The sequence below is a fragment of the Microbulbifer guangxiensis genome, assembly GCF_021729075.1.
Taxonomy (GTDB): domain Bacteria; phylum Pseudomonadota; class Gammaproteobacteria; order Pseudomonadales; family Cellvibrionaceae; genus Microbulbifer; species Microbulbifer guangxiensis.
This window is the reverse complement of the sequence record NZ_JAJSAQ010000005.1, coordinates 20,981-44,727: the sequence shown is the minus strand read 5'-3', so window position 1 is coordinate 44,727 and position 23,747 is coordinate 20,981. Positions and strand designations below refer to the sequence as shown.

Sequence of the window (23,747 nt, the reverse complement as noted above, 5' to 3'; positions counted from 1 at the left end):
AGAGTGCTGGGCATTAGTTAAGGTTTTGCGCTCGCTGTGGAATAGCTGCGCGCACCATAAAGAGCGCGCGATGCTATCGAAGAACAGAGCGTGAAATATTGATTAATCAAACATACTCAGCAGCGACCCCAGCGTTTCCTCCCCCTTGGCCTGGTTCTGCTCCGGGGTGGCCTTGCCGAAGCCCTCGAGGATGACGTCTTCCTCCGGCAGCTCATCGAGGAAGCGGCTGGGGGTGGTGTCCTGGTTCTCTCCAAACTGCTTGCGCTTGCCCGCCAGGGTCATGGTCAGGGTGCGCTGGGCACGGGTGATGCCCACATAGGTGAGGCGGCGCTCCTCCTCGATATTGTCATCCTCGATGCTGTTGCGGTGCGGCAGCAGGTTTTCCTCCATGCCGATCATGAACACGTGGGGATACTCGAGGCCCTTGGATGCGTGCAGGGTCATGAGGCTCACTTTGTCGGTGGCCTCTTCCTCTTCCTGCCGCTCGAGCATGTCCCGCAGGATCAGCTTGGAGATGGCCTGTTCCAGGCGCACGTCCTGTTCCAGCTCGTCGTCGGTGCCCTCCATGATCTTGTTCAGGCTTTCCAGCAGCCAGTAGACATTCTCCATGCGCTTTTCGGCCACTTTTTCGCTGCTGGCGTTCTGTGATAGCCAGCCCGCGTAGTCGATATCCTCGAGCATTTCCCGCAGCGCAGCGTCGGGGCTATTGTCGCGGCAGTTGCGCTGCACGCCCTCCATCCACAGCACAAAGCGGTTCAGGCGCTCGTAGCCCTGCTCGTTGATGTGCTCGCGGAAGCCCACCTCCGAGCAGGCGTTGAACATGGAGATTTCACGCCCCTTGGCATAGTTGCCCAGTGCCTCGAGGGTGCTGGTGCCGATCTGCCGCCGCGGCGTGTTGATGATGCGCAGGAACGCGTTGTCGTCGTCCGGGTTCACCAGCAGGCGTAGGTAGGCCATCACGTCCTTGATCTCCGCGCGGGCAAAAAACGAGGTGCCGCCGGACATCTGGTAGGGGATCTGGTTCTCCTGCAGCTTCATCTCGATCAGCCGCGCCTGGTGGTTGCCGCGGTACAGGACGGCGAAGTCCATAAACCTGGCACCGCGACGGCTCTTCTGCAGGAAAATCTCGTTGGCGACCCGCTCGGCCTCCTCGGTCTCGTTGGCCACCTTGATCACCCGGATCTCTTCGCCCATGCCACGGTCGGACCACAGCGCCTTGTCGAATTCGTGCGGGTTGTGGGCAATCAGGTGGTTGGCCACCTTGAGGATGCGGCTGGTGGAGCGATAGTTCTGCTCCAGCTTGATCAGCCGCAGGTTGGGGAAGTCCGTCTTCAGCGCGCTCATGTTTTCAGGACGCGCGCCGCGCCAGGCGTAGATGGACTGGTCATCGTCACCTACCACGGTCAGGCCGCCCCGGCCGCCCACCAGCAGTTTCACCAGCAGGTACTGGGAATTGTTGGTGTCCTGGTATTCATCCACCAGCAGGTAGCGGATCTTCTTGCGCCAGCGGTGCAGCAGCTCGGGATCCGACTTGAACAGCTGCACGGGCAGCAGGATCAGGTCGTCGAAGTCCACCGCGTTGTAGGCCTTGAGGGCGTCGCAGTAGCGGCTGTAGGCCAGGGCCATGGCCTGCTCCCCCGCGCTCTGCGCCATCTCCAGGGCCTGGCGCGGGGTCAGCATGTCGTTCTTCCAGTTGGAAATCTGGTTCTGCACCCGGTCCAGCAGGTCGGTATCCAGGTCGCCGTCGCGGAGCATCAGCTCCTTGATCAGCGCGCGGGCGTCCTCGGCGTCGAAGATGGAAAAGCCCGGCTTGAAACCGGCAGCCCGGTATTCCTTGCGCAGGATGTTCAGCCCCAGATTGTGGAAGGTGGACACGGTCAGGCCATGGGCGGCCTTGGAGCGCTTGCCGTCGGCGCCGGACAGCAGCTTGCCCACCCGCTCCTTCATCTCGCGAGCGGCCTTATTGGTAAAGGTCAGGGCGGCGATATTGCGCGCCGCGTAACCGCACTCCTCGATCAGGTAGGCGATCTTCCGCGTGATCACGCTGGTCTTGCCGGAGCCGGCACCGGCCAGCACCAGGCAGGGGCCATCGATATATTTCACTGCCTCCGCCTGGCGGGGGTTGAGCTTGGTCATGGGTGATACATCTGGTCCGAGTCGAGGTCGGGCATTCTACCAGCCGAGACCGGGTCCCTGCGCGACTGAATGGGCGGTCCGGCCCTTTGAGGCTGACCGGCGCTGCGGCCCCGGTTCATATACTTTGCGGCACCGATTGGCTATAACGGCGGATTACCGGGTCGGGAGTCACACCATGCAGCAGGCCATCACCGGTTACCACCGGGACGGGGAAGACCACTGGGTGGCGGAATTGGCCTGTGGCCACAACCAGCATGTGCGCCACGACCCGCCCTGGCAAAACCGCCCGTGGGTGATTACCCGGGCAGGCCGGGCACGTATGCTGGGGGAACGCCTCGACTGCAGGAAGTGTGACGAGGGTGCACCGCCGGACCGAAGTCAATAGACCAAAGTGAGTGAAGACTGATGGCGAGAATCTGGGTGGATGCGGACGCGTGCCCCGTTGCGATCAAGGAAATCCTGTTCCGTGCCGCGGAGCGCACCGGCACCGAGATGACGCTGGTGGCCAACCAGCCGGTGCGGGTACCACCCTCCCGTTATATCAAGGCCATGCAGGTGACCTCGGGCTTTGATGTGGCCGACAACGAGATCGTCCGCCGCAGCGAGGATGGCGACCTGATCATCACCAGCGACATTCCGCTCGCGGCGGAGGTGATCGAGAAGGGCGCCGAGGCCCTGAGCCCCCGCGGCGAGCGCCACACCAAGGCCAATATCCGCGCGCGACTGAACATGCGCGACTTCATGGACACCATGCGCGCCAGTGGCATGCACACCGGCGGTCCGCCGCCGCTGAGCCAGACCGACCGCAAGGCGTTCGCCGACCAGCTGGATCGCTGGCTGGCCAAAAACAAGCGGCGGGGAAGTTGATCGATGTCTCAGCTCGTCGAACCGGCGCCGGAACACCTGCCGGTGCTGATGTCCTGGATCACCGCTAAAGAGCAGTGCGAGCAGTGGGGTGGGCCGGTATTCCGCTTTCCGTTCAGTGACGAGAGTTTTCGCGAGGACTGCCGCTGGGGCGAACTCGCGGCGGGAGCGCTGGTGGCTGACGATGGCGAGTTGCTCGCCTTCGGCCAGTACTACCGGCGTCGCGACCGCTGCCACCTGGGCCGTCTGATTGTCTCGCCTGTTCACCGCGGTCGGGGGATCGGCGCTGTGCTGGTGCGCGAATTGGCCCGGCAGGGCTGTGCGGAACTGGATACCGCTGAATGCTCCCTGTTCGTGCTGAAAAACAACGGGCCTGCCCGGACCCTTTACCATCGCCTCGGGTTTGAACTCGACGATTACCCGGAGCCCTTCGACTGGCTCGACCAGTGTGATTACCTGGTGGCACCGGCCAGCGCCCTGTTTGGGCCAGCAATACCCAGCGAGGCATAACCGGAGTTGAACAGGAACCTTGCCATGAGAATCACGACTGTGCTGTCCGCGGCTGCGCTGGCACTCCTAGCCGCAAATAGTGTCGGCGAAACATCGGAGGTGCTGCCGCAGCTGAGGGCCTATGAGGTATCCGCCAGCTGGCGTCAGCCGATCGAGCCGTTGCAGATTACCGACCACACCTGGCAGATCGGCACCGCCGGCCTCAGCGTCCTGCTGGTAAAAACCGAGGCGGGCGCAGTGTTGATCGACGGCGGCATGCCGCAGATGGCCGACATGCTGCTGGCCAATATGCGCAAGCTGGGGGTGCAGCCCGGTGAAGTAAAGTGGATCCTGCACAGTCATGCCCATGCGGACCATGTCGGCTCGCTGGCGGCGATCAAGCGCGCCAGTGGTGCACAGCTGGCGACTAATGCCCAGTCCGCGGTGCTGCTCGCGCGCGGCGGGGCGGACGATATCCACTTTGGCGACCTGTTGTACGCGCCCGTGGCCACTGACCGGATCCTGCAGGATGGCGAAGTGGTGGCGTTGGGCGACCTGCAACTGCAGGTGCACTTTACCCCCGGACACACCCCCGGGAGCCTCAGCTGGACCTGGACCGACACCCGTGCAGGCAAGCCGGTGCGGATTGCCTATGTGGATAGCCTGAGCGCCCCCAGATACCAGCTGCTCGATAATCCCCGCTACCCGAATATCGTTGACGACTACCGGCGCAGCTTCGAGCGCATTGCCGGGCTGCCCTGCGACCTGCTACTGACCCCGCACCCTCGCCGCAGTGGTTGGAAATACGGCCCGCAGGCCGAGCAGGTGAACCCCACCAGTTGCGCTGCCTATGCTGACAACGCGCGTCAGAAGCTGGACAAACAGATCGTTGCAGAGCGTGCTGCAAAGAACGAGCAGAGCACGCGTGGCTGAGTGGATTGAACCCCGAACCGCGCGGCTGCAGTTACGCCAGTGGCGCGACAGTGACCGGGTCCCGTTTGCGGCAATGAATGCTGATCCGCAGGTGATGGAATATTTTCCCGCGCTCCTCAGCCGCGCGGAGAGCGATGCGGGTATCGACCGCCAGATCGCCCATATCGAACAGCACGGCTGGGGCTTCTGGGCGCTGGAACGCCGCGAGGATCGCGCTTTTCTCGGCTTCGTCGGCATCAAGCAGGTGGCCGACAACCTGCCGTTCGCACCGGCCGTGGAGATTGGCTGGCGGTTGGGCGTGCCCTTCTGGGGGTGCGGCTATGCCACTGAGGCAGCAGCGACCTCTCTGCGAGTGGCCTTCGAACAACTGGGACTGGACGAGGTAGTATCCTTCACTGCGCTGCCCAATGTGCGTTCCCGGGCAGTGATGGAACGTCTCGGCATGCAGCGTGACCCGGCCACTTTCGAGCACCCTCTGGTACCTCAGGGCAGCGGTTTGCGGACGCACTGCCTGTATCGCCTTTCTCGCATTGACTGGCGCGGAAACATCACCGGTTAGCTGCTGACCGATCGACAAGAAATTCACGGATGAACCCATGCTCACGGACAAGTTACCACGCCAATCCCTCGGCTTTTTTCCCACGCCCCTGCACCCGTTGGCGCGACTGACAGAAATGCTGGGCGGCCCGCAGCTATTCATCAAACGTGACGACCAGACCGGTCTTGCCTTGGGCGGCAACAAGACCCGCAAGCTGGAATTCATCCTCGCCGACGCGCTGGCGCAGGGCAGCGATGCCATTGTCACCGCCGGCGCGGCCCAATCCAATCACTGCCGCCAGACTGCCGCTGCGGCAGCGCGCCTGGGGCTGGAATGCCACCTGCTGTTAGGTGGTCGCGCACCGGCGCAGCCACAGGGCAACCTGTTGCTGGACCGGTTGTTTGGCTGTCATATCCACTGGACCCCGGGGCACCGCAAGGGCGAGGACCTCGCCGAGGTGGTGCGCTACCTGGAGCGCGCCGGCCGCAAACCCTACGTGGCGCCCTATGGCGGTTCCAGCGATCTGGGCGCGCTGGCTTTTGTTGCCGCCCTCGAAGAGCTCAAGTGCCAGTGGCCCGACCAGGGTGGGCCTTTCACCCATATCGTGTTCGCCTCCAGCTCCGGTGGCACCCATGCCGGCCTGATGCTCGGCGCTCGCCTGCTGGAACTCCCCACGAAAATGGTGGGGATCAATATCGACAAAGGTGCCGGCGGTGAGCGGTCTTTTGCCGGGCATATTCTCGATCTGGCGGGGCAGGCCGCGGAGAGGCTGGGGAGCCCCCAAAGCTTTACCCCGGAGGACCTGATCCTGGATGACGACTATCTGGGGGAGGGCTACGGCGTGGTCGGCGAAGCGGAGCGGGAAGCCATCGGCGTGCTGGCGCGTACCGAGGGCATTCTGCTGGATCCGGTCTATACCGGCCGCGCCATGGCCGGCCTGCTGGCACTGGTTCGCAGCGGCGCCTTCGAACCTTCCGACCGGGTACTGTTCTGGCACACCGGCGGCGCACCGGCATTGTTTGCCTATGGTGACCAGCTGGCTCTCGGTGAGACGCCGACCCTGTAAATTTCCGGCTGGTTACAGGTAACGCCGCACCTGTCGCAGGTAACGGCGGTATTCCTCTCCGAACTTGCGCTCCAGATAGCGTTCCTCCCGGCGCACGACACCTGCGTGCATGAGCCACAGCAGTAGCGGTGACAATATCAGTGGCCAGGCTGTGTTGAGCAGGGCTGTGACGCCGAGATATATCAGTGTCAGCGCCAGGTAGAGCGGATTACGGCTGAGACGGTAAGGGCCGGTGGTGACGATGGTGCGGGTCGATCCGCCCGGATGCACGCAGGTCTTTGCCCGGTCCAATGTGAGTTTGCCCCACAGTGCGAGCAGCGCGCCGGCGGTCAGTAATATCGCCCCAATTGTCCATTGCCAGGTGGACCGGCTGCCCATGGACAGTGGGTAAAGCCACTGCAGACCGACAGCCAGCAAAACAAAGGCTGCATAAATCAGCGGCGGTAGTGCAATGACCTGCGCGTGGTCCGGTGTTCGTGTGGTGTCAGTTTTCATCCGACGCTTCTCTGCCAATGATGGCCGCGATGATCATTGGGCGTCAGGCGCCGACCGCGGCCGGTCGGCGATCCAGGTTCCGGTAGGCGAGGGCTTCGGCGACCTGCGCCGTGCCGATGCGATCGAGGCCGGCAAGGTCGGCCAGAGTGCGGGCCACGCGGAGTATGCGGTGGTAGGAGCGGGCGGAGAGTCCCAGCTGCGTCACCGAAGCCCGCAGCATGGCCGCCTCTTCCATGCCCAATGTACAGTGCTGCTCCAGTGCACTCCCGGCCAGCTGGGCATTCACTAGCCCCTGCCGGTCCAGTTGCCGCTTAAGCGCGGCCAGCACCCGCGCACGGACCGCAGCCGAGGATTCACCGGCAGGGGCCTCCTGCAGATCCGCGGCATTCATACTCGCGACCTCCACTTGCATGTCGATACGGTCGAGCAGCGGGCCGGAGAGCTTGTTGCGGTAGCGGTCGATCTGGTCCGGGGTGCAGCGGCAGCGGGACTCACCCAGGTAACCGCAGGGACAGGGGTTCATGGCGCCCACCAGCTGGAACCGGGCCGGATAGGTGACCTGGGCGCGGGCGCGGGAAATACGCACCTCGCCGTTTTCCAGTGGCTCGCGCAGCAGTTCCAGTGCGTGGCGGGGAAACTCCGGCATCTCGTCGAGGAACAGCACCCCGCGGTGGGCCAGGGAAATTTCCCCGGGGCGCGGGTTGCTGCCGCCGCCTACCAGCGCCGTCGGTGAAGCGCTGTGGTGGGGCGCGCGAAAGGGGCGATGCTGCTGCCGCGGTAAACCCGCGCTGGAATAGACAGCGGCCACGTCGATCATCTCTGCCCGCGATAGTGGTGGCAGGATGCCGGGCAGGCGGCTGGCCAGCATGGTCTTGCCGGTACCTGGCGGGCCGTAAAAAAGCAGGTTATGACTGCCCGCCGCAGCCACCTCCAGCGCGCGCCGGGCCCGCAGCTGCCCGCGCACCTCGGCGAGATCCGGGTAGTGGTGAAGGTCCTCATCGGGGGAATCCGTATCGGCCTCGGGCAGGCGCTCGCGGCCGTGCAGCTGCGCGCAGACCTGCAGCAGGGAGCTGGCAACCTGCGCACCGCCGTCCGCCAGTGCCACATCGTCGCTGCACTCCAGCGGAGCGATCAGCTTGCGGCCCGCATCGCGGCAGGCGATGGCGGCGGGCAGGGCGCCGCTGGCCGGACGCAGTGCCCCGGTCAGGGCGAGCTCGCCGATAAATTCCAGTTGTTCCAGTCCTTCACCGGGCACCTGCCCCGAGGCCGCGAGGATGCCGATGGCGATGGCCAGGTCATAGCGGCCACCCTCCTTGGGCAGGTCGGCGGGCGCCAGGTTGACGGTGATGCGACGCTGGGGAAATTCGAAATGGCTGTTGATGAGCGCGCTGCGCACCCTGTCTCGGCTCTCGCGCACGGCGGCTTCGGGGAGGCCGACAATATTGAAAGCGGGCAGGCCATTGGCCAGGTGGGTTTCGACGGTAACCAGAGGGGCTGAAACCCCTACCTGGGCGCGGGCATAGGTGACGGAGAGGCTCAAAATTTCTTCCCTGAAATTTGCTGTTCGGCGAACCGCTACTCCCCACTGCGGCCGCTCTTGATTCTTCTTTCGTTCTCTTACTCGGGAGAGGGCGGGCGCTCTTCTCCCTTGGCCAGGGCTTTTTCCAGCTCGCTCACCTGAGCCTCCAGTATCGCGACCTTTTCCCGGGTGCGCTCCAGGATCGCCACCTGGGTGTCGAACTCTTTCTGCGAGACCAGCGGCAGTTTGCCCATGGCGACGGTGAGGGCATCCCGCAGGTCGTCGGTGATGACCGCGCCCTGCTCCCTCAGCTCCTTCAGGAGTTGCTGCAATTTGTCTGAAGACACCTTCCCATCCTCGCTGACAGTCATCGGCATTGGTGACTGATGGTTCGCCCGGATTGTAACCCAGCTGGCCGACTCTCCCAACGGCTGCACTACCGGCTGGTGCGTGTCATGCCTCCCGCTGGCGCAGACGGACGGCTGGTTGCGCCCAAATGGTTCGTCGCCGAACAGCCTGGCCCCGATCCTGTGCGTCGCGCGGTGCAGGGGGCCAATTTGGTGCGCGGGGAATTTGTGAGCGTAGCCCTGGAAACGGTCTTCGCTGTCCTGTTTTTACTCTAACTCATTGATTTTTGTATAAAAAAACAACTTGGCATCAAGTGTGCAATTTATCTGTCAGCAGCCGCCCCCGGAATCGTGTTCCGGGTGATGCCTCAGCCTCGGGCACGGACCGCTCACAAGGCAAGACAGCAGCGCCGCCATCCATCCAATGGCCGGCACCCGATGCTGAACCGGCTGTGACGAGAAGACGACAAAAAAATTACAGAGACCAAGGAGATTTAAGGTGGGAACAAAAATGAAAAAAATTGCAGTCGTACTGGCAGCCGGCGCCATGGGCCTGGCCGCTTCCTCCGCAGGGAATGCTGCCGAGGGTGGATTTTCTGCGAGTGCCAATCTGGGTGTGGTAACCGATTACAAGTTCCGCGGTGTATCGCAGACCGATGGCGGGGCAGCGGCGCAGGGTGGTGTCGATCTGGATTTTGGCAATGGCCTTTACCTGGGTACCTGGGCCTCCCAGGTGGATTTTGCCTGGGGTGAAGACGAGACCGACTTCGAGCAGGACTTTTACGGCGGCTATGCCGGTGAGTTCAGCAACGGGATCGGCTACGACGTGGGCTACATCTATTACGCCTATCACGGCAGCGACTGGGATGAGGACTACCAGGAGATTTACGGCAGCATCAGCATTGCTGACCTGAGCCTGGGCCTCGCTTACTCCGACGACTACTGGGCCGGTACCGGTGAGTTCTATTACACCTATGCCGACTACAGTTTTGCGCTGCCGGCGGACATGAGCCTAGGCCTGCACCTGGGGGCCAACCTGTTCGATGAGGAAGCTTTCCTGTTCGAGGCGGATTCCTACCTCGATTATTCGGTCACGCTGGGCAAGGAATTTGGTGGCCTGAGCCTGAGCGCCTCACTGGTGGGTACCAATATCAGTGACAGCGAGTGTTACGGCCTCGACTGGTGTGAGCCGTCGGTGCTCGCCGGCGCAAGCTACAGCTGGTAATGAACTGGCCCCGCTCAGCAGGGCGGGGCCTAAAAACTCTGGGGGACGACAGATGAAACTGGTCACAGCAATTATCAAACCCTTCAAGCTCGACGCGGTCCGCGATGCGCTTGCCGAGGCAGGAGTCACCGGCATCACGGTCAGTGAGGTGAAGGGGTTTGGTCGCCAGAAGGGGCACACCGAACTGTACCGCGGTGCGGAATATGTCGTGGATTTTCTGCCGAAAACCATGCTGCAGATAGCGGTGGATGACAGCCGGGTCGATGCCGTATTGGAGGCCATCGGCACCGGTGCCCACAGCGGCAAGATCGGTGACGGCAAGATTTTTGTCACACAGTTGGAAGAGGTGGTGCGGATCCGCACCGGCGAGACCGGCGCAGAAGCGATCTGATAGAAAACGGTGCGGCGCATTGACGCCTGCCAGAAAAATTAACTGAAACATAACTCTCGGGATTGAACGGAGCGAACAATGGAAAACCAAATTTTTCAGTTGCAGTATGCAATTGATACGTTTTATTTCCTGGTGTGTGGTGCACTGGTCATGTGGATGGCGGCGGGCTTCTCCATGCTGGAAGCGGGTCTGGTGCGTTCCAAGAACACCACCGAAATTCTCACCAAAAACGTGGCGCTGTTTGCCATCGCCTGCATCATGTACTTGCTGACCGGCTACGCCATCATGTACGACGGCGGCTGGATGCTGTCCGGTATCGAAGCCTTCGACATGGAAGGCGTACTCGCCAGCTCGGCGGAAAACGGCTTCGAGGGCGATTCGGTCTACTCCGGTGCGTCCGACTTCTTCTTCCAGGTGGTGTTCGTGGCCACGGCCATGTCCATCGTCTCCGGTGCGGTAGCGGAGCGCATGAAGTTGTGGAGCTTCCTCGCCTTTGCCGTGGTACTGACCGGCTTCATCTACCCGCTGGAAGGCTCCTGGACCTGGGGCGGTGCCGATGTCTTCGGCCTGTACAACCTGGGCGACCTGGGCTTCTCTGACTTCGCCGGTTCCGGCATCGTGCACATGGCCGGTGCGGCCGCAGCGCTGGCTGGTGTGCTGCTGCTCGGGGCTCGTAAAGGCAAGTACGGCCCCAACGGCGAGGTGTATGCCATCCCCGGTGCCAACCTGCCGCTGGCAACTCTGGGTACCTTCATCCTGTGGATGGGCTGGTTCGGCTTTAACGGCGGTTCCGTACTGAAACTGGGCGATGCCGCCAATGCGCACTCTGTGGCCATGGTGTTCCTGAATACCAACACTGCCGCCGCCGGTGGTGCGGTTGCCGCCCTGATCACCGCGCGTGTCCTGTTCGGCAAGGCCGACCTGACCATGCTGCTGAACGGTGCCCTGGCCGGTCTGGTGGCGATCACTGCAGAACCCTCCACCCCGACTGCGCTGCAGGCGACCCTGTTCGGTGCCATTGGTGGTGTACTCGTGGTCTTCTCCATCGTTACCCTGGACAAGCTGAAGATTGATGATCCGGTGGGTGCGATTTCCGTCCACGGTGTGGTTGGTCTGCTGGGCCTGCTGCTGGTGCCGGTCACCAACGACGGAGCTTCCTTCAGCGGCCAGCTGATCGGTGCCGCCACCATCTTTGGCTGGGTCTTCGCCGCCTCCTTCGCGGTCTGGTTCCTGCTCAAGGCCATCACCGGCATCCGCGTCAGCGAAGACGAGGAGCAAGAAGGTGTTGACTTGGTAGAGTGCGGAATGGAAGCTTATCCGGAATTCATGGGCAAATAACTGTCCGCACCCGCCGCCGGCCCGATCGGACCGGCGGCTGAACTTCCCGCAGAAACAACCGACCAGGGGAACAAGAGACAATGAAATTAATCACGGCTGTGGTGAAGCCCTTCAAACTGGACGACGTGCGCACTGCGCTCTCGGAAGTGGGCGTGCAGGGCATGACGGTTACCGAGGTCAAGGGTTTCGGTCGTCAGAAGGGCCACACTGAACTGTATCGTGGCGCGGAATACGTGGTGGACTTCCTGCCCAAGGTCAAACTTGAGCTGGCAGTGGATGACAGCATGGTGGACAGCGCCGTAGAGGCCATCACCAAAGCCGCCCAGACTGGCAAGATCGGCGACGGCAAAATCTTCATTACCGCGCTGGAAGAAGTTATCCGTATCCGCACTGGCGAGACCGGCAGCGAAGCGGTGTAAAGACTGCGAGTGATCCTTCCAGGCCGATAAGCCCCCCAGGGGGCTTTTTCTTTATGTGGTTTACGCCGCCACCTTTCCAGCCGCTTTTCCCTTCGCTTTGCCCTCACCCTGGCACGAGAAATCGGTGTCGCGTTTATCCCCATAACCAACTGCGATAAACGGTAACCAGACGGCAACAAAAAACTCTACGTTGGTTGATGTCAGGCGCTGGCGTCAATTGGCAAAGCTGCCTATATATTAATCGCCGCAGGCAAAGCAGGTGCTCTGTGGCACAGGGGTACTCCCTCTGTAACAGATGTAGCAGTTACAGGGTTTTCATCATGAAAGACGGTTATCAGGATCAGAGCAGCTCTTCCCGCGCAAAGGACAATGAGGATTTTGCCGAAGAGCGCAGTATCACCTCCCGCGAGCGGGCCCGCAGTCAGCTCAATTCGGACATCGAGGAATATCTTGCCAGCGGTGGCGCCATCGCAGAGATTGATCCGGATGTCACCGCCGATCCACCTCGAAAACCACAGCCGAAATACGGTAGCCGACCGATCTGAGCCGCCATGAGGTGCGAGCCGGAGTGGCTCGCGCCTCTGCCTCAATAGACGGGCCGCATTCCCTGCCAGGTTCTCACCCGTGCTCTCACGGCTGATCTATCGTTTGTGCTGGCGGCACTGAACCCGGGGTCGCCTCTATGAACACAGTTCAGCTGATCGGAGCGTCACGGATGAAACGGCTTAACCGACTGCTTGTAGCGATCGCCATGGCATCTGCAGCAGCCGTCTGTAATGCTCAGGATGCACCACCGCAAGCACCGAGCCCTGATACGAAATATGCGCCCTACCCGGAGCTGGATTTCCCCAACCGGGTCTTCTTTGGCGACACCCATCTGCATACCAGCTATTCCACCGATGCCGGGATGTTCGGCAATACCCTGGGGCCGGATGCCGCCTATCGGTTTGCCAAGGGCGAGACGGTCACTTCCAGCACCGGTGTGCCGGCGCGAATGCATCGCCCGCTGGATTTCCTGGTGGTGGCGGATCATGCGGAGAATCTGGGCCTGGCGCCGTTGATCGAGGAGTCCGACAAGAGACTGCTCGCCAGCGAATGGGGCAAGCAGGTGCATGACCTCACCAAGGCGGGCAAGCCGGATGAAGCTTACGCCATGTGGGGGTCCGCGATCGCAGAGCGCAAGGATCCGCTGACGGATATTGAGGGCCTGGTGGCGTCCATGTGGCAGCGGATCACCAAGGCTGCAGAAGAGCACAATAATCCGGGGCTGTTTACCGCACTGATCGGTTTCGAGTGGACCTCCAGCCCTGATGGCAGCAATCTGCACCGTGTTGTCGTGTTTCGCGACGACAAGCCCAGGGCCGATAAAATCATTCCCCTGTCTGCCTACGATTCCGAGGATCCCGAGGACCTCTGGCGCTGGATGGCCGACTATGAGAAAAAAGTCGGCGGTCGCGTGCTCGCCATCCCGCATAACGGCAATCTGTCCAATGGCCTGATGTTTGACAGTGTCACCTTCACTGACCGCAAGCCATTCGACCGGAATTACGCCGAGCGCCGTGCCCGGTGGGAGCCGCTGTACGAGGTCACCCAGATCAAGGGCGACGGCGAGACACACCCATTGCTGTCACCGAACGATGAGTTCGCCGATTTCGAAACCTGGGACAGGGGCAGTTTCGGTGCAGCCAAGGAAAAGGACATGTTGCCCCGCGAGTATGCTCGCGAGGCGTTGAAGCAGGGACTCGCCTACCAGGAAAAGCTCGGGGTCAACCCCTACAAATTTGGCATGATCGGCAGCACCGATTCCCACACCTCACTGGCGACGACCGGGGAGGATAACTTTTTCGGTAAGGCCACCGCGGTGGAACCGAGCAACGATCCCATTCGCTTCGAGGAGAAGATCACCGGCTATCTGCCCGATCCCAAGGGGCGCGATTATGCCATCCTCCACTATCAGGCCAGTGCCTCAGGGCTGGCAGCCGTGTGGGCGCGGGAAAATACTCGCGAGGCGCTCTGGGATGCCATGGCGCGAAGAGAGGTCTACGCCACCACAGGCACACGCCCGCTGGTGCGTGTCTTTGCCGGTTTCGGTTTTACCAAAGACGATCTCAGCCGCTCCGACTTCGCCCAGCATGGCTACGACAATGGCGTGCCCATGGGTGGGGAGCTCAAGCGTTCAGACAAGGCCCCTGCGTTCCTGGTGCGGGCCTTGCGCGACCCGGATGGCGCCAATCTGGACCGTATCCAGATGGTGAAAGGCTGGCTGGATAGCGAGGGCAAGACTCATGAGCGGATCTATGACATCGCGGTGTCCGACGGTCGCAAGATCGGTGCGGATGGCCGGACAAAAAAGGCGGTGGGCAACACAGTCGACCCGAATGCCGCCACCTATACCAATGCGATCGGCGATCCCTTCCTGCAGGCCTACTGGAAAGACCCCGAATTCGATGCCAGTCAGAATGCCTTCTACTATGTGCGGGTGCTCGAGATCCCCACGCCGCGCTGGACCACCTACGATGCGAAATACTTCGGACTGAAACGGCCAAAAGACGTGCCGACCAGTATCCAGGAGCGGGCCTACACGTCGCCTATCTGGTACAACCCATGAAGGCTGACAAGCGGAGAGTAGCGACTAGCGCTTTTTGTCTTTAGCGCGTGGGTGCGCCTGGTCGTAGACGCGGGCGAGGTGCTGGAAATCCAGGTGGGTGTAGATCTGGGTGGTGCTGATATCCGCGTGACCCAGCAGCTCCTGCACGGCGCGCAGGTCACCGCTGGATTCCAGCATATGGCTGGCGAACGAGTGGCGCAGCATATGGGGATGGACCCGCTGTTCGGCCCCGCTGGCGCGTGCCCAGTGGGCCAGGCGGCTCTGAATGGCGCGGTTGCCGAGGCGACGACCCTTCATGCTGGTGAAGACGGCATTCTCCGCAGATTGGGGCGCCACCTGACGCCAGCGGGTGAGGGCGGTACTTGCTTCCGACCCGACGGGCAGCAGGCGCGTCTTGCCCCCCTTGCCCGTCACCCGAACCTCGCCCGAAGGCAAATCCAGGTCACTCCAGTTAAGGGCGGTCAGCTCACTGAGGCGCAGGCCACTGCTGTAGAAGAGTTCCAGCATGGCGCGGTCACGCAGCGCCAGTGGGTCATCATCGGCATCCGGCGCCTGAACGAAATCCGCTGCCGCATCCACATCCAGTACCTTGGGCAGCTTCTTTTCACCCCGGGGCGGACGCAGTCCGGCGGCGGGATTGGCACCGAGCCAGTGCTCGCGCAGGGCGAAATTGCACAGGCTGCGAACGGCGGAGAGCCAGCGCTGCAGGCTCTTGGCACCCAGCCCCTGCCGATGCAGCTGCGCCAGCCAGCTGCGCAGGATCATTTCCCGCAATTCAGCGATGTGTTCGAGGCCGTCCTGAGCCGCAAAATCCTGCAGGCGGGTGAGGTCGCGCCGGTAGGCGGCAATGGTGTGGGGGGAGAGCTGCTTGCCGGTTTGCAGGTGGCCGAGAAAGCGATCGATGGCGATCGTCAGCTGCACGCAGGATTTACCGGCGATCCAGAAGCCGCGGCAGCAGGCGTTCCAGCACTTCGCCGATATAGGACAGGAACAGGGTGCCGAGGCTGGAGCGATAGTGCTGGGGATCACTGGAGCCGACCGCCAGCACGCCCAGCTGGTTGGCCAGCGGCACCACCGCGGCGGAGGCCACGGCATCCGCATCCTTGCCGAACAGGTAGCTTTTTTCTGCCGGGCGCAGGATGCCGCATACGGTGCGGCCGTTGCGCAGGATACTGCCGATGGCATGCTCAGCGGCCGGGCGCGGGGTGCAGCGCACCTGACCCAGATCGGCCTGGCTGCCCGGCAGCGGGCCGAACAGGATCAGGGAAGTAAACTCGACACCGAAGTCGTCGGCAAAGCTGGGGTAGAGTGCGGTACCGACTTCGGCCACGGACTGGGCCTCCAGCAGCGCCAGGATCAGCCGCCGGCTGTGCAGGAACAGCTGGTCGTTGTCACGGGCGTTATGCAACAACTGGTCGAGGCGCTGGCGCATCTCGATGTTGCGCTCCCGCAGCAGGTGGGTCTGGTGTGTCATCAGCGACACGGTCTTGCCGTTTTCCCGCGGCAGCTTGATGGTCTCGAGCAGCTCCATGTGCTCGGCGAAGAAATCCGGGTTCTGGATCAGGTAGCGGGCTACCTGGCGCGCCAGCAGTTTGCGGTCGCGCTTGGCGTCGCCGCTGCCTTCACTGTCGAGGGCTTCCAGGGTTACTTCGCTTTGTTCCGTCATCTTCGGGATTGCTGCCTGCTGCTAGAGAACGATCTGGCCATGGTACACGGTGGTGGCCGGTCCGGACATGGTAACCGGCTGCCCCGGTCCGCTCCAGTGGATCGTCAGCGGTCCGCCGGGCAGGTGAATGGTAACGGAATCATCCACCAGGTCGCGCAGGCGCGCGGCCACAGCGGCGGCACAGGCGCCGGTGCCGCAGGCGCGGGTCTCACCCACGCCCCGTTCGAAGACGCGCAGATGGGCCTCCTCCCGCGAGGCGATCTGCAGGAAGCCCACGTTGACCCGGTTGGGGAAGCGCGGGTGGCATTCGATCTGCGCACCAAGTTGCTCCACCGGCGCTGTGGTGACGTCGTCCACCAGCAGCACCGCATGCGGGTTGCCCATGGAAACGGCACTGACGGTAAACACCTCACCGTCCACATCCAGCGGGTAGGTCTCGGCCTGGCGGTCTGCCTGAAAGGGCACGCGGGCCGGCTCGAGCACGGGCACACCCATGTCGACACTGACGTGGTCGCCCTCGAGCAGGTTCAGGCGCAGCAGCCCGGCTGCGGTTTCCACTACCAGATGCTTCTTGCCGGTCAGGCGGCGCTCGCGCACGAAACGCGCGAAACAGCGGGCACCATTACCGCAGTTTTCCACTTCGCCGCCGTCGGCGTTGTAGATGCGGTAGCGGAAGTCGGCATCGGGGTCACGCGGTGCCTCCACCACCAGTACCTGGTCGCAGCCCACACCGAGATTGCGGTCCGCCAGCTGGCGGATCTTGTCCGGCGACAGCTTGATACGCTGGCTGATGGCATCGAGCATGACAAAGTCGTTGCCGAGCCCGTGCATTTTGGTGAACTTCAACCGCATCTGATTCCTCTGTACCGCCTGCTGCGCTGTTTTTCCGCTGTGCCTCAATGCTTTTCGGGTGCCTTGCTTTCACCGCGCACCAGGTCCGCAAAGGATTCGCGGGCGCGCACGAGGTGGGTGCGGTCACCATCCACCAGCACTTCAGCGGCGCGGGGGCGGGAATTGTAGTTGGAGCTCATGGTGAAACCGTAGGCGCCGGCGGACAGCATGGCCAGAAGCTGGCCGGGCTCGAGGGCCAGTTCGCGGCGCTTGCCGAGAAAGTCGCCGGTTTCACACACCGGACCGACGATGTCCCACAGCTCGGTGGCACGGCCGTTGGGCGCCACCGGCACGATATCCTGCCAGGCCTGGTAGAGCGCCGGGCGCAGGTTGTCATTCATGGCCGCGTCGACGATGGCGAAATTGTGCTCTTCTGTGCGCTTGAGAAATTCCACCCGGGTGAGCAGCAGGCCGCCGTTGGCAGCGATGGAGCGGCCGGGCTCCAGCACCAGTTCCAGCTTGCGGTCACCGAGGCGCTGTTTCACCGCGCCGATGTAATCACTGACCGGCGGCGGCTCTTCGCCACGGTAGCGCACACCGAGTCCGCCACCCAGATCCAGATGCTTCAGGTGGATACCCTCGGCCGCCAGATCGTCAATCAACAGCAACAGCCGCTCGAGGGCGTCGAGGAAGGGAGAGACTTCAGTGAGCTGGGAGCCGATGTGGCAGTCGACACCCACCACATTCAGATGCTCGGAGCCCGCCGCGCGGCGATAGGTGTCGATGGCGGTATCGATGGAGATACCAAACTTGTTTTCTTTCAGGCCGGTGGAGATATAGGGATGGGTTTTGGCGTCCACATCCGGGTTCACCCGCAGGGATACCGGAGCCTTGACCCCCATTTCCGCCGCTACGGTTTCCAGCCGCTCCAGTTCCGCATCGGACTCTACGTTGAAACAGTGCACGCCCACTTCCAGCGCACGGCGCATTTCCGCGGCGGTCTTGCCGACGCCGGAGAAGACCACCCGCGCCGGATCGCCGCCAGCCAGCAGCACCCGCTCCAGCTCACCGCCGGAGACGATATCGAAGCCGGCACCGAGTTGGGCCAGCAGGGACAGGATGCCGATGTTGCTGTTGGCCTTGACCGCATAGCAGACGAGTCCGGGGTGCTCTCCCAGCGCGTCGGCATACTCGCGGTACTGGCGCTCGAAATGGGCGCGGCTGTAGACATAGGTGGGGGTACCGAATTGCTCGGCAATTTCTGTCAGCGAGACATCTTCGGCCCAGAGGCCACCGTCGCGATAATGGAAGTCGGTCATTTTTCTACTGCGGGCTCCAGCTCTTCGGCGGCCGCTGCACTGTCGCCAGCGCGCCGTGTTTCTTTTTGTTTTTCTTCCGTTGTCTCTGCCTGGCCGCCGGGTACGGTGCCGGCCGCGGCTGGCACCACCATCGGTGACTGTGCCGGGACCGGTGCAGGGCTGGCCGGATCCTGCGGCAGGTACAGCGGGCCTTTCTGGCCGCAGGCACCGAGGAGGCTCGCGGCCAGGATGACGGCGGCGAGAGGCAGTGTTTCTTGAGACATCGGCGGCTTCCTGCGCATTGTTGTGCGGAAAAGCCTGCTAGTATAGCCAGCTACTCTACCCGATGAACACTGTAACAGAAGTAACTATGACAGCCAGCCAGGCAGACTTTGAAGCGGCAATCGAGCGCACCCTGATCGAGATCGAGGACGCGCTCGATTCCTGTGAATGGGACATCGATTACGAGCGTGCAGATGCAGTGCTGACGCTGACACTCGAAGACAACGGCAGTCAGGTCATCCTCTCCCGCCAGACCGCCAACAGGGAGCTGTGGGTGGCGGCCCGCTCGGGCGGCTACCACCTGGCTTTCGAACCGCCGGGCTGGAAATGCACCACCACCGGCGAGGACCTGCCGACCCTGCTGGACCGGGTGCTGACCGAACAGCAGGGCGAGCCGGTCACCCTGAACCTTTCCTGATGCTGCTGGGGCCCCGAAACTGCCCGTCCCGCTCAATTGTCCCGCTTCTGATCGATAGCCGATCCCGTGGCGGCGCTGTTGCCGGTGGATACCGGCCAGACACGCTGTAAATACATCCATGTACGCTCTACGCCGCCATCCCTGGCGGCGTAAGGTCTGGCCGGCATCCACCGGCAGCAGCACCTTCCCATGGGGCTTGGGGCTTTTATCCGGCTGCAGCTACTTACTTGGTGGATGATCAGCGCGAAGCAATCAGCTGCTTCGCCCGTGCGCAGGCAGCGCGCACCTGCCTCGGTGCGGTGCCGCCGATATGGTCGCGGGCCGCCACTGAGCCTTCCAGGGTCAGGACTTCAAACACATCCTCGCCGATCTGGTCGGAAAACTGCTGCAGCTGCGCCAGGCTGAGTTCTGCCAGGTCCTTTTGCTGCTCGATCGCAAACGACACCGACTGGCCGACGATCTCGTGGGCATCGCGAAAGGCGACGCCCTTGCGCACCAGGTAGTCGGCCAGGTCGGTGGCAGTGGAGAAGCCTTTCGCTGCGGCCGCGAGCATATTCTCTTTTTTGGCCTTCAGTGCCGGCGCCATGTCGGCGAAGGCCCGCAGGCAGTCCAGCGCAGTGTCCGCCGCATCGAACAGTGGTTCCTTGTCTTCCTGGTTGTCCTTGTTGTAGGCCAGCGGCTGGCCCTTCATCAGGGTCAGCAGGGCGATCAGGTGGCCGTTGACGCGGCCGGTCTTGCCGCGCACCAGCTCGGGCACATCCGGGTTTTTCTTCTGCGGCATGATCGAGGAGCCGGTGCAGAAGCGATCGGGCAGGTCGATAAAGTCGAACTGGCTGGAAGTCCACAGCACCAGCTCTTCACTGGCGCGGGACAGGTGGGTCAGCAACAGTGCGGCGAAGGCGCAGAACTCGATGGCGAAGTCGCGATCGCTGACCGAGTCCAGTGAGTTTTCCGTGGGTGCATCAAAGCCCAGCAGCTCGGCGGTGCGGGCGCGGTCGATGGGGTAACTGGTCCCGGCCAGGGCCGCGGCGCCCAGGGGCGAGCGGTTGACCCGCTTGCGGCAATCCATCAGGCGCTCGTAATCGCGGTTCAACATCTCGTTCCAGGCCAGCAGGTGGTGGCCGAAAGTCACCGGCTGGGCGGACTGCAGGTGGGTGAAGCCGGGCATGATGGTATCGGCTTCCCGTTCGGCGAGGTCTACCAGGCCAGTTTGCAGGCGGGTCAGCTCGGAGCCGATCTCGTCGATCCGGTTGCGCAGCCACAGGCGGATATCCGTGGCGACCTGATCATTGCGGGAGCGGCCAGTGTGCAGTTTCTTGCCGGTCGCGCCGATGCGGTCGGTCAGGCGCGCCTCGATATTCATGTGTACATCCTCGAGCGCCACCGACCAGGGGAATTCCCCGGCCTTGATCTCTTCAGCGATCTCCCTGAGGCCGCCCTCGATCTGCCGGAATTCATCGCCGGTGAGCACGCCCACCTCAGACAGCATGCGGGCGTGGGCGAGGGAGCCCTGGATGTCCTCCAGTGCCATGCGCTGGTCAAACATCACCGAGGCGGTGAAGCGTTCGACAAAGGCATCGGTCGCTTCACTGAAGCGGCCGCCCCAGAGCTTGGCGGCGGGGTTGGCGTCGGCTTTGGATGCCTGGATGGTCGAGGCTTTTTTGTCACTCATGTTCTGTCGCGGTCTCTTGCAATCTTTGCCCGTCGAACGGGCGGAGATAGTGGAAGTGGTCGGGCGATGGCGGTATCTTCAGGGGTTTGCCGCGCTCGCTGGAGTCGCGATCAACCCGATAACAATGCACGAAGAATAATAGTGGTATGACCTCCCCACAGTCCGCGCAACCGGCGGGCAGTATAACGCAGCAAATTCGAAAATCCGCAGCGGATGGCGAAGATTCTGCGCAGATGCCGTTTCTCCCGGACCTGTGCCATGTCTCTGCGCTGGCGGTACTGGTGCTGATGGGCGAGTTGCTGGCACTGGTGCTGGTGCTGGCCGTGGATGGACTGCGGGAGTTCAGCTGGCAGCGGCTGGGCCTGGTGTCTCTGGCCGTGCAGTGGGTCATCCTGCCCTCCGCCGCGATCCTCTGCCGGCTGCGCCCGGCACTGGCGAAACTGCAACACCGGGTCGCCGGTGCGATCAGTTTTGCCGTGGTCATGGCCGTGCTGCTGGTGGTGCTGGTGGCTCAGGAGTGGCTGCGGGCATCGCTGATGCGCCAGGGCTTTGATTTCTGGCACCTGCTGGACAATACCCTGCTCGGTGCTATCTGTGCGGGCGTGGTGTTGCGCTACGCCTACGTGCAGCAGCAGTTGCACAACCAGCAGCGCGCCGAGCTGGTCGCGCGCATCGATGCGCTGCAGTCCCGTATCCGCCCCCACTTCCTGTTCAACAGCATGAACAGCCTTGCCAGCCTGATCGCCATCGACCCTGAGCGCGCGGAAAAACTGGTGGAGGACCTGTCGACTCTGTTCCGCGCCAGTCTCGCGGATTCCAGGCTGGTGCCGCTGGAGCAGGAGCTGGCACTGGCGCGGCGCTACCTGCAGATCGAGGAACTGCGGCTTGGTCAGCGGCTGCGGCAGAGCTGGAGCCTGGATGCCGGCCTCGAGGACGCCGTGATCCCTTCCATGCTGCTGCAGCCACTGCTGGAAAACGCAGTGCTCCACGGTGTGGCGCGCCTGCACAAGGGCGGCGAGATCCAGGTTTACCTGCGTCGTCTGGGTGGCCAGCTGCAGCTGTTGATCGAGAATCCTGCCCCGCAGCCCGGCTCGTTGCACGACCAGCGCGGCAACGGCATGGCACAGGAGAACATTCGCCAACGACTGGCCGCGCATTACGGCCACCGTTACCGCTTTCACTCGGAGTTTGAAGAAGGAATCTACCGGGTGGAGGTTGTCCTGCCTATCAATGATGCCTCAGGGAAGGGGGAGAAACGCGAGAAGATGGAGCCCGCCCTGTGACTGAACTCGGTGTTTTGATCGTGGATGACGAACCCCTCGCCCGTGCCCGGCTGATGCGGCAACTGGAGGGGCTGGAGCACTGTGTGCTGCTGGGGGAGGCCAGTGATGCCGAGGCGGCCCTGGCCCAGGTCGAGGCTTTGGATCCGGATCTGGTGTTGATGGATATCGAAATGCCCGGGGACAGTGGCCTGGTACTGGCCGAAAAGCTCTCCGCCCGCGAGCATCCGCCGGCAATGATCTTCTGTACCGCCCATGACGAGTTCGCCCTGCCGGCCTTCGCCACCGCGGCCGCCGGTTACCTGCTCAAGCCGGTGTCGAGGGAGCAGCTGACAGCGGCCATCGACAAGGTGCAGCGCCTGAGCAAGGCACAACGGCGGGCCGCCGCTGGCGCCGGAGAGGGCACTGCGCTGGCTGCCACCTCGACGCCGCGGATCAAGGCCGTCAGCCGTCGCGGTGTGGAACTGTTGCCGGTGGATGGGATTCGCTGCCTGATCGCGGACAGCAAATATGTGGTCGCCCACCACGATGGGGGTGAGACGATTCTCGACGAGTCACTGAAGGACCTGGAGCGGGAGTTCAGCGAGACCTTCGTGCGGGTGCACCGCAATGCGCTGGTGGCAAAGCATTTCATTGCCGGGCTGAGTCGGGACAGTGACGGTTACCGGGTGCGACTTGAGGGCACCGACCAGCGACCGCAGATCAGCCGCCGCCAGCTGCCGGTGATCCGCCAGCTGATGGAGGAGCTGGGCCGGTAACGCCGACCGGCCCGGGGGTTCAGTAAAGTTTCGGCCCGCCGTACTCGTCGCTGTCGCCCTCGAGACTCAGCTCGTCGGCGGCATTGTTGAGGTACTCGGCGTCCGACTCGGACTTGAGCTTGATCATCAGGCGCAGGTCGTTGGCAGAGTCGGCGTGGGCGAGGGCGTCCTCGTAGGTGATCTCGCCGCGGTCGTAGAGCTCGTACAGGGCCTGGTCGAAGGTCTGCATGCCCTGCTCGTTGGAGCGCTTCATCAACTCCTTCATCTTGTGCACCTCGCCCTTGCGGATCAGGTCCGACATCAGCGGGGTGTTGATCATGATCTCGAGACAGGCGCGGCGGCCGTCGCCGTCCGGGGTCGGTACCAGCTGCTGGGCGACCATCGCTTTCAGGTTCAGGGACAGGTCCATCCACAGCTGCGGGTGGCGGTCTGCCGGGAAGAAGTGAATGATGCGATCCAGCGCCTGGTTGGCGTTGTTGGCGTGCAGGGTACACAGACACAGGTGGCCGGTTTCGGCGAACGCGATGGCGTGCTCCATGGTCTCGCGGGTCCGGACCTCACCGATAAGGATCACGTCCGGCGCCTGGCGCAGGGTGTTCTTCAGGGCCACCTCGAAAGATTCGGTATCCAGGCCCACTTCCCGCTGGGTGACGATGCAGCCGCGGTGCTGGTGCACGAATTCGATCGGGTCCTCGATGGAGATGATGTGGCCTTTCGTGTTTTCGTTGCGATGGCCGATCATGGACGCCAGTGAGGTGGATTTACCGGTACCGGTGGCGCCGACGAAGATGATCAGGCCGCGCTTGGTCATCGCCAGATCCTTGAGGATCTCCGGCAGGCCCAGTCCGTCGATGGTGGGGATTCGGGTCTCGATACGACGCAGCACCATGCCCACCAGGTTGCGCTGGAAAAAGGCGGAAACCCGGAAGCGGCCCACATTGCGCACGGCAATGGCGAAGTTCAGTTCTTTCTTTTCGGCGAACTCGCGTCGCTGCTTTTCGTTCATCACGCCCACCACCAGCTCGCGCGCTTTCTCCGGGGAAAGGGCGGAGCTGCTGACCGGGATGACTTTGCCATGCACCTTGATGGACGGCGGTACACCGGCGGTGATGAACAGGTCCGATGCCCCTTTCTCCACAACCAGCTGTAACAGTCGTTCGATTTCCATTATTTA

At 62.8% G+C, this 23,747-nt stretch carries 26 protein-coding genes; 15 read left to right on the top strand and 11 right to left on the bottom strand.

All coding sequences use genetic code 11. From position 1 onward, the window contains the following. Positions 1–102: 102 nt before the first annotated feature. Positions 103–2,136: a DNA helicase Rep gene (rep, locus tag LVD12_RS12135; protein WP_237067990.1), complete on the bottom strand. Its 2,034-nt coding sequence runs from the start codon at positions 2,134–2,136 to the stop codon at positions 103–105. Between the two features lie 175 nt (positions 2,137–2,311). On the opposite strand from rep, the gene LVD12_RS12130 reads away from it, so the two are divergent. From LVD12_RS12130 to LVD12_RS12105, 6 genes are read left to right on the top strand one after another with little or no spacing between them, the layout of a single operon-like run. Then, positions 2,312–2,521 carry a DUF3565 domain-containing protein gene (locus tag LVD12_RS12130; protein ID WP_237067989.1) on the top strand — a complete coding sequence of 70 codons (210 nt, stop codon included), beginning with the start codon at positions 2,312–2,314 and terminating at the stop codon, positions 2,519–2,521. A 20-nt stretch (positions 2,522–2,541) separates the two neighbouring features. After that, positions 2,542–3,003, top strand: coding sequence for a YaiI/YqxD family protein (locus tag LVD12_RS12125; protein ID WP_237067988.1), 462 nt, complete (start codon positions 2,542–2,544; stop codon positions 3,001–3,003). A 3-nt stretch (positions 3,004–3,006) separates the two neighbouring features. Continuing rightward, positions 3,007–3,510 carry a GNAT family N-acetyltransferase gene (locus tag LVD12_RS12120; protein WP_237067987.1) on the top strand — a complete coding sequence of 168 codons (504 nt, stop codon included), beginning with the start codon at positions 3,007–3,009 and terminating at the stop codon, positions 3,508–3,510. A 24-nt stretch (positions 3,511–3,534) separates the two neighbouring features. Further along, positions 3,535–4,422 carry a subclass B3 metallo-beta-lactamase gene (bla, locus tag LVD12_RS12115; protein WP_237067986.1) on the top strand — a complete coding sequence of 296 codons (888 nt, stop codon included), beginning with the start codon at positions 3,535–3,537 and terminating at the stop codon, positions 4,420–4,422. After that, positions 4,415–4,981 (top strand): GNAT family N-acetyltransferase, encoded by a 567-nt coding sequence (locus LVD12_RS12110; RefSeq protein WP_237067985.1) that lies wholly within the window; start codon positions 4,415–4,417, stop codon positions 4,979–4,981. Before bla ends, LVD12_RS12110 begins: the two co-directional genes overlap by 8 nt. 37 nt (positions 4,982–5,018) lie before the next feature. Next, positions 5,019–6,026 (top strand): D-cysteine desulfhydrase family protein, encoded by a 1,008-nt coding sequence (locus LVD12_RS12105; RefSeq protein ID WP_237067984.1) that lies wholly within the window; start codon positions 5,019–5,021, stop codon positions 6,024–6,026. A 12-nt stretch (positions 6,027–6,038) separates the two neighbouring features. Here the strand turns inward: LVD12_RS12105 and LVD12_RS12100 are convergent, their stop codons facing one another. The 3 genes from LVD12_RS12100 to LVD12_RS12090 all read right to left on the bottom strand — a co-directional run bounded on the left by LVD12_RS12100 (position 6,039) and on the right by LVD12_RS12090 (position 8,387). After that, the gene (locus tag LVD12_RS12100; protein ID WP_237067983.1) at positions 6,039–6,521 is read right to left on the bottom strand and encodes a methyltransferase family protein; all 483 of its coding nucleotides are present in this window, start codon (positions 6,519–6,521) and stop codon (positions 6,039–6,041) included. 43 nt (positions 6,522–6,564) lie between these two features. Further along, positions 6,565–8,061 (bottom strand): YifB family Mg chelatase-like AAA ATPase, encoded by a 1,497-nt coding sequence (locus tag LVD12_RS12095; RefSeq protein WP_237067982.1) that lies wholly within the window; start codon positions 8,059–8,061, stop codon positions 6,565–6,567. Positions 8,062–8,138: 77 nt separating this feature from the next. After that, positions 8,139–8,387 carry an accessory factor UbiK family protein gene (locus LVD12_RS12090; RefSeq protein WP_237067981.1) on the bottom strand — a complete coding sequence of 83 codons (249 nt, stop codon included), beginning with the start codon at positions 8,385–8,387 and terminating at the stop codon, positions 8,139–8,141. Positions 8,388–8,898: 511 nt separating this feature from the next. Between LVD12_RS12090 and LVD12_RS12085 the strand changes: the two genes are divergently transcribed. From LVD12_RS12085 to LVD12_RS12060, 6 genes are all read left to right on the top strand, one after another. Then, on the top strand, positions 8,899–9,612 hold the full coding sequence (locus LVD12_RS12085) for a TorF family putative porin (RefSeq protein ID WP_237067980.1): 714 nt from the start codon (positions 8,899–8,901) through the stop codon (positions 9,610–9,612). Between the two features lie 52 nt (positions 9,613–9,664). Beyond that, complete coding sequence (locus LVD12_RS12080; protein ID WP_237067979.1) at positions 9,665–10,003, top strand: P-II family nitrogen regulator; 339 nt, start codon at positions 9,665–9,667, stop codon at positions 10,001–10,003. 78 nt (positions 10,004–10,081) lie between these two features. Further along, positions 10,082–11,341, top strand: coding sequence for an ammonium transporter (locus LVD12_RS12075; protein WP_237067978.1), 1,260 nt, complete (start codon positions 10,082–10,084; stop codon positions 11,339–11,341). A gap of 80 nt (positions 11,342–11,421) precedes the next feature. Beyond that, complete coding sequence (locus tag LVD12_RS12070) at positions 11,422–11,760, top strand: P-II family nitrogen regulator (protein WP_043319767.1); 339 nt, start codon at positions 11,422–11,424, stop codon at positions 11,758–11,760. Positions 11,761–12,080: 320 nt separating this feature from the next. Further along, on the top strand, positions 12,081–12,305 hold the full coding sequence (locus LVD12_RS12065; RefSeq protein WP_237067977.1) for a hypothetical protein: 225 nt from the start codon (positions 12,081–12,083) through the stop codon (positions 12,303–12,305). 170 nt (positions 12,306–12,475) lie between these two features. Then, positions 12,476–14,368: a DUF3604 domain-containing protein gene (locus LVD12_RS12060; protein WP_237067976.1), complete on the top strand. Its 1,893-nt coding sequence runs from the start codon at positions 12,476–12,478 to the stop codon at positions 14,366–14,368. Positions 14,369–14,392: 24 nt separating this feature from the next. Here the strand turns inward: LVD12_RS12060 and xerC are convergent, their stop codons facing one another. The 5 genes from xerC to lptM are packed head-to-tail and all read right to left on the bottom strand — an operon-like array spanning position 14,393 to position 18,447. Next, on the bottom strand, positions 14,393–15,289 hold the full coding sequence (gene xerC, locus LVD12_RS12055; protein ID WP_439651345.1) for a tyrosine recombinase XerC: 897 nt from the start codon (positions 15,287–15,289) through the stop codon (positions 14,393–14,395). A 7-nt stretch (positions 15,290–15,296) separates the two neighbouring features. Next, positions 15,297–16,034 carry a DUF484 family protein gene (locus LVD12_RS12050; RefSeq protein ID WP_237067975.1) on the bottom strand — a complete coding sequence of 246 codons (738 nt, stop codon included), beginning with the start codon at positions 16,032–16,034 and terminating at the stop codon, positions 15,297–15,299. A 21-nt stretch (positions 16,035–16,055) separates the two neighbouring features. Further along, the gene (gene dapF, locus LVD12_RS12045; protein ID WP_237067974.1) at positions 16,056–16,886 is read right to left on the bottom strand and encodes a diaminopimelate epimerase; all 831 of its coding nucleotides are present in this window, start codon (positions 16,884–16,886) and stop codon (positions 16,056–16,058) included. A 44-nt stretch (positions 16,887–16,930) separates the two neighbouring features. After that, a complete protein-coding gene (gene lysA, locus LVD12_RS12040) occupies positions 16,931–18,184 on the bottom strand; it encodes a diaminopimelate decarboxylase (RefSeq protein ID WP_237067973.1) in 1,254 nt (417 codons plus the stop codon). Further along, positions 18,181–18,447: an LPS translocon maturation chaperone LptM gene (gene lptM / locus LVD12_RS12035; RefSeq protein ID WP_237067972.1), complete on the bottom strand. Its 267-nt coding sequence runs from the start codon at positions 18,445–18,447 to the stop codon at positions 18,181–18,183. Before lptM ends, lysA begins: the two co-directional genes overlap by 4 nt. Positions 18,448–18,533: 86 nt before the next feature. On the opposite strand from lptM, the gene cyaY reads away from it, so the two are divergent. Next, positions 18,534–18,863 (top strand): iron donor protein CyaY, encoded by a 330-nt coding sequence (gene cyaY, locus LVD12_RS12030; protein ID WP_237067971.1) that lies wholly within the window; start codon positions 18,534–18,536, stop codon positions 18,861–18,863. Positions 18,864–19,101: 238 nt separating this feature from the next. Here the strand turns inward: cyaY and argH are convergent, their stop codons facing one another. Beyond that, positions 19,102–20,535 carry an argininosuccinate lyase gene (gene argH / locus LVD12_RS12025; protein ID WP_237067970.1) on the bottom strand — a complete coding sequence of 478 codons (1,434 nt, stop codon included), beginning with the start codon at positions 20,533–20,535 and terminating at the stop codon, positions 19,102–19,104. Between the two features lie 233 nt (positions 20,536–20,768). On the opposite strand from argH, the gene LVD12_RS12020 reads away from it, so the two are divergent. Further along, entirely contained in the window at positions 20,769–21,818 is a 1,050-nt protein-coding gene (locus LVD12_RS12020; protein ID WP_237067969.1) for a sensor histidine kinase, read from the top strand. Further along, a complete protein-coding gene (locus tag LVD12_RS12015) occupies positions 21,815–22,573 on the top strand; it encodes a LytR/AlgR family response regulator transcription factor (protein ID WP_369413389.1) in 759 nt (252 codons plus the stop codon). The genes LVD12_RS12020 and LVD12_RS12015 overlap by 4 nt, the downstream gene beginning before the upstream one ends. A gap of 19 nt (positions 22,574–22,592) precedes the next feature. On the opposite strand, the gene LVD12_RS12010 is transcribed toward LVD12_RS12015, so the two are convergent. Beyond that, entirely contained in the window at positions 22,593–23,741 is a 1,149-nt protein-coding gene (locus tag LVD12_RS12010) for a PilT/PilU family type 4a pilus ATPase (protein WP_237067968.1), read from the bottom strand. Positions 23,742–23,747 lie beyond the last annotated feature (6 nt).

What these genes read in the sequence shown, in the direction of transcription:
- LVD12_RS12080 (WP_237067979.1), top strand. Translation starts at nt 9,665, where the DNA reads ATGAAACTGGTCACAGCAATTATCAAACCCTTCAAGCTCGACGCGGTC.
- LVD12_RS12130 (WP_237067989.1), top strand. Translation starts at nt 2,312, where the DNA reads ATGCAGCAGGCCATCACCGGTTACCACCGGGACGGGGAAGACCACTGG.
- dapF (WP_237067974.1), bottom strand. Translation starts at nt 16,886, where the DNA reads ATGCGGTTGAAGTTCACCAAAATGCACGGGCTCGGCAACGACTTTGTC.
- lptM (WP_237067972.1), bottom strand. Translation starts at nt 18,447, where the DNA reads ATGTCTCAAGAAACACTGCCTCTCGCCGCCGTCATCCTGGCCGCGAGC.
- LVD12_RS12050 (WP_237067975.1), bottom strand. Translation starts at nt 16,034, where the DNA reads ATGACGGAACAAAGCGAAGTAACCCTGGAAGCCCTCGACAGTGAAGGC.
- LVD12_RS12020 (WP_237067969.1), top strand. Translation starts at nt 20,769, where the DNA reads ATGCCGTTTCTCCCGGACCTGTGCCATGTCTCTGCGCTGGCGGTACTG.
- LVD12_RS12065 (WP_237067977.1), top strand. Translation starts at nt 12,081, where the DNA reads ATGAAAGACGGTTATCAGGATCAGAGCAGCTCTTCCCGCGCAAAGGAC.
- LVD12_RS12070 (WP_043319767.1), top strand. Translation starts at nt 11,422, where the DNA reads ATGAAATTAATCACGGCTGTGGTGAAGCCCTTCAAACTGGACGACGTG.
- rep (WP_237067990.1), bottom strand. Translation starts at nt 2,136, where the DNA reads ATGACCAAGCTCAACCCCCGCCAGGCGGAGGCAGTGAAATATATCGAT.
- lysA (WP_237067973.1), bottom strand. Translation starts at nt 18,184, where the DNA reads ATGACCGACTTCCATTATCGCGACGGTGGCCTCTGGGCCGAAGATGTC.
- LVD12_RS12125 (WP_237067988.1), top strand. Translation starts at nt 2,542, where the DNA reads ATGGCGAGAATCTGGGTGGATGCGGACGCGTGCCCCGTTGCGATCAAG.
- LVD12_RS12060 (WP_237067976.1), top strand. Translation starts at nt 12,476, where the DNA reads ATGAAACGGCTTAACCGACTGCTTGTAGCGATCGCCATGGCATCTGCA.
- bla (WP_237067986.1), top strand. Translation starts at nt 3,535, where the DNA reads ATGAGAATCACGACTGTGCTGTCCGCGGCTGCGCTGGCACTCCTAGCC.
- LVD12_RS12120 (WP_237067987.1), top strand. Translation starts at nt 3,007, where the DNA reads ATGTCTCAGCTCGTCGAACCGGCGCCGGAACACCTGCCGGTGCTGATG.
- cyaY (WP_237067971.1), top strand. Translation starts at nt 18,534, where the DNA reads ATGACAGCCAGCCAGGCAGACTTTGAAGCGGCAATCGAGCGCACCCTG.
- argH (WP_237067970.1), bottom strand. Translation starts at nt 20,535, where the DNA reads ATGAGTGACAAAAAAGCCTCGACCATCCAGGCATCCAAAGCCGACGCC.
- LVD12_RS12010 (WP_237067968.1), bottom strand. Translation starts at nt 23,741, where the DNA reads ATGGAAATCGAACGACTGTTACAGCTGGTTGTGGAGAAAGGGGCATCG.
- LVD12_RS12105 (WP_237067984.1), top strand. Translation starts at nt 5,019, where the DNA reads ATGCTCACGGACAAGTTACCACGCCAATCCCTCGGCTTTTTTCCCACG.
- LVD12_RS12085 (WP_237067980.1), top strand. Translation starts at nt 8,899, where the DNA reads ATGAAAAAAATTGCAGTCGTACTGGCAGCCGGCGCCATGGGCCTGGCC.
- LVD12_RS12100 (WP_237067983.1), bottom strand. Translation starts at nt 6,521, where the DNA reads ATGAAAACTGACACCACACGAACACCGGACCACGCGCAGGTCATTGCA.
- LVD12_RS12075 (WP_237067978.1), top strand. Translation starts at nt 10,082, where the DNA reads ATGGAAAACCAAATTTTTCAGTTGCAGTATGCAATTGATACGTTTTAT.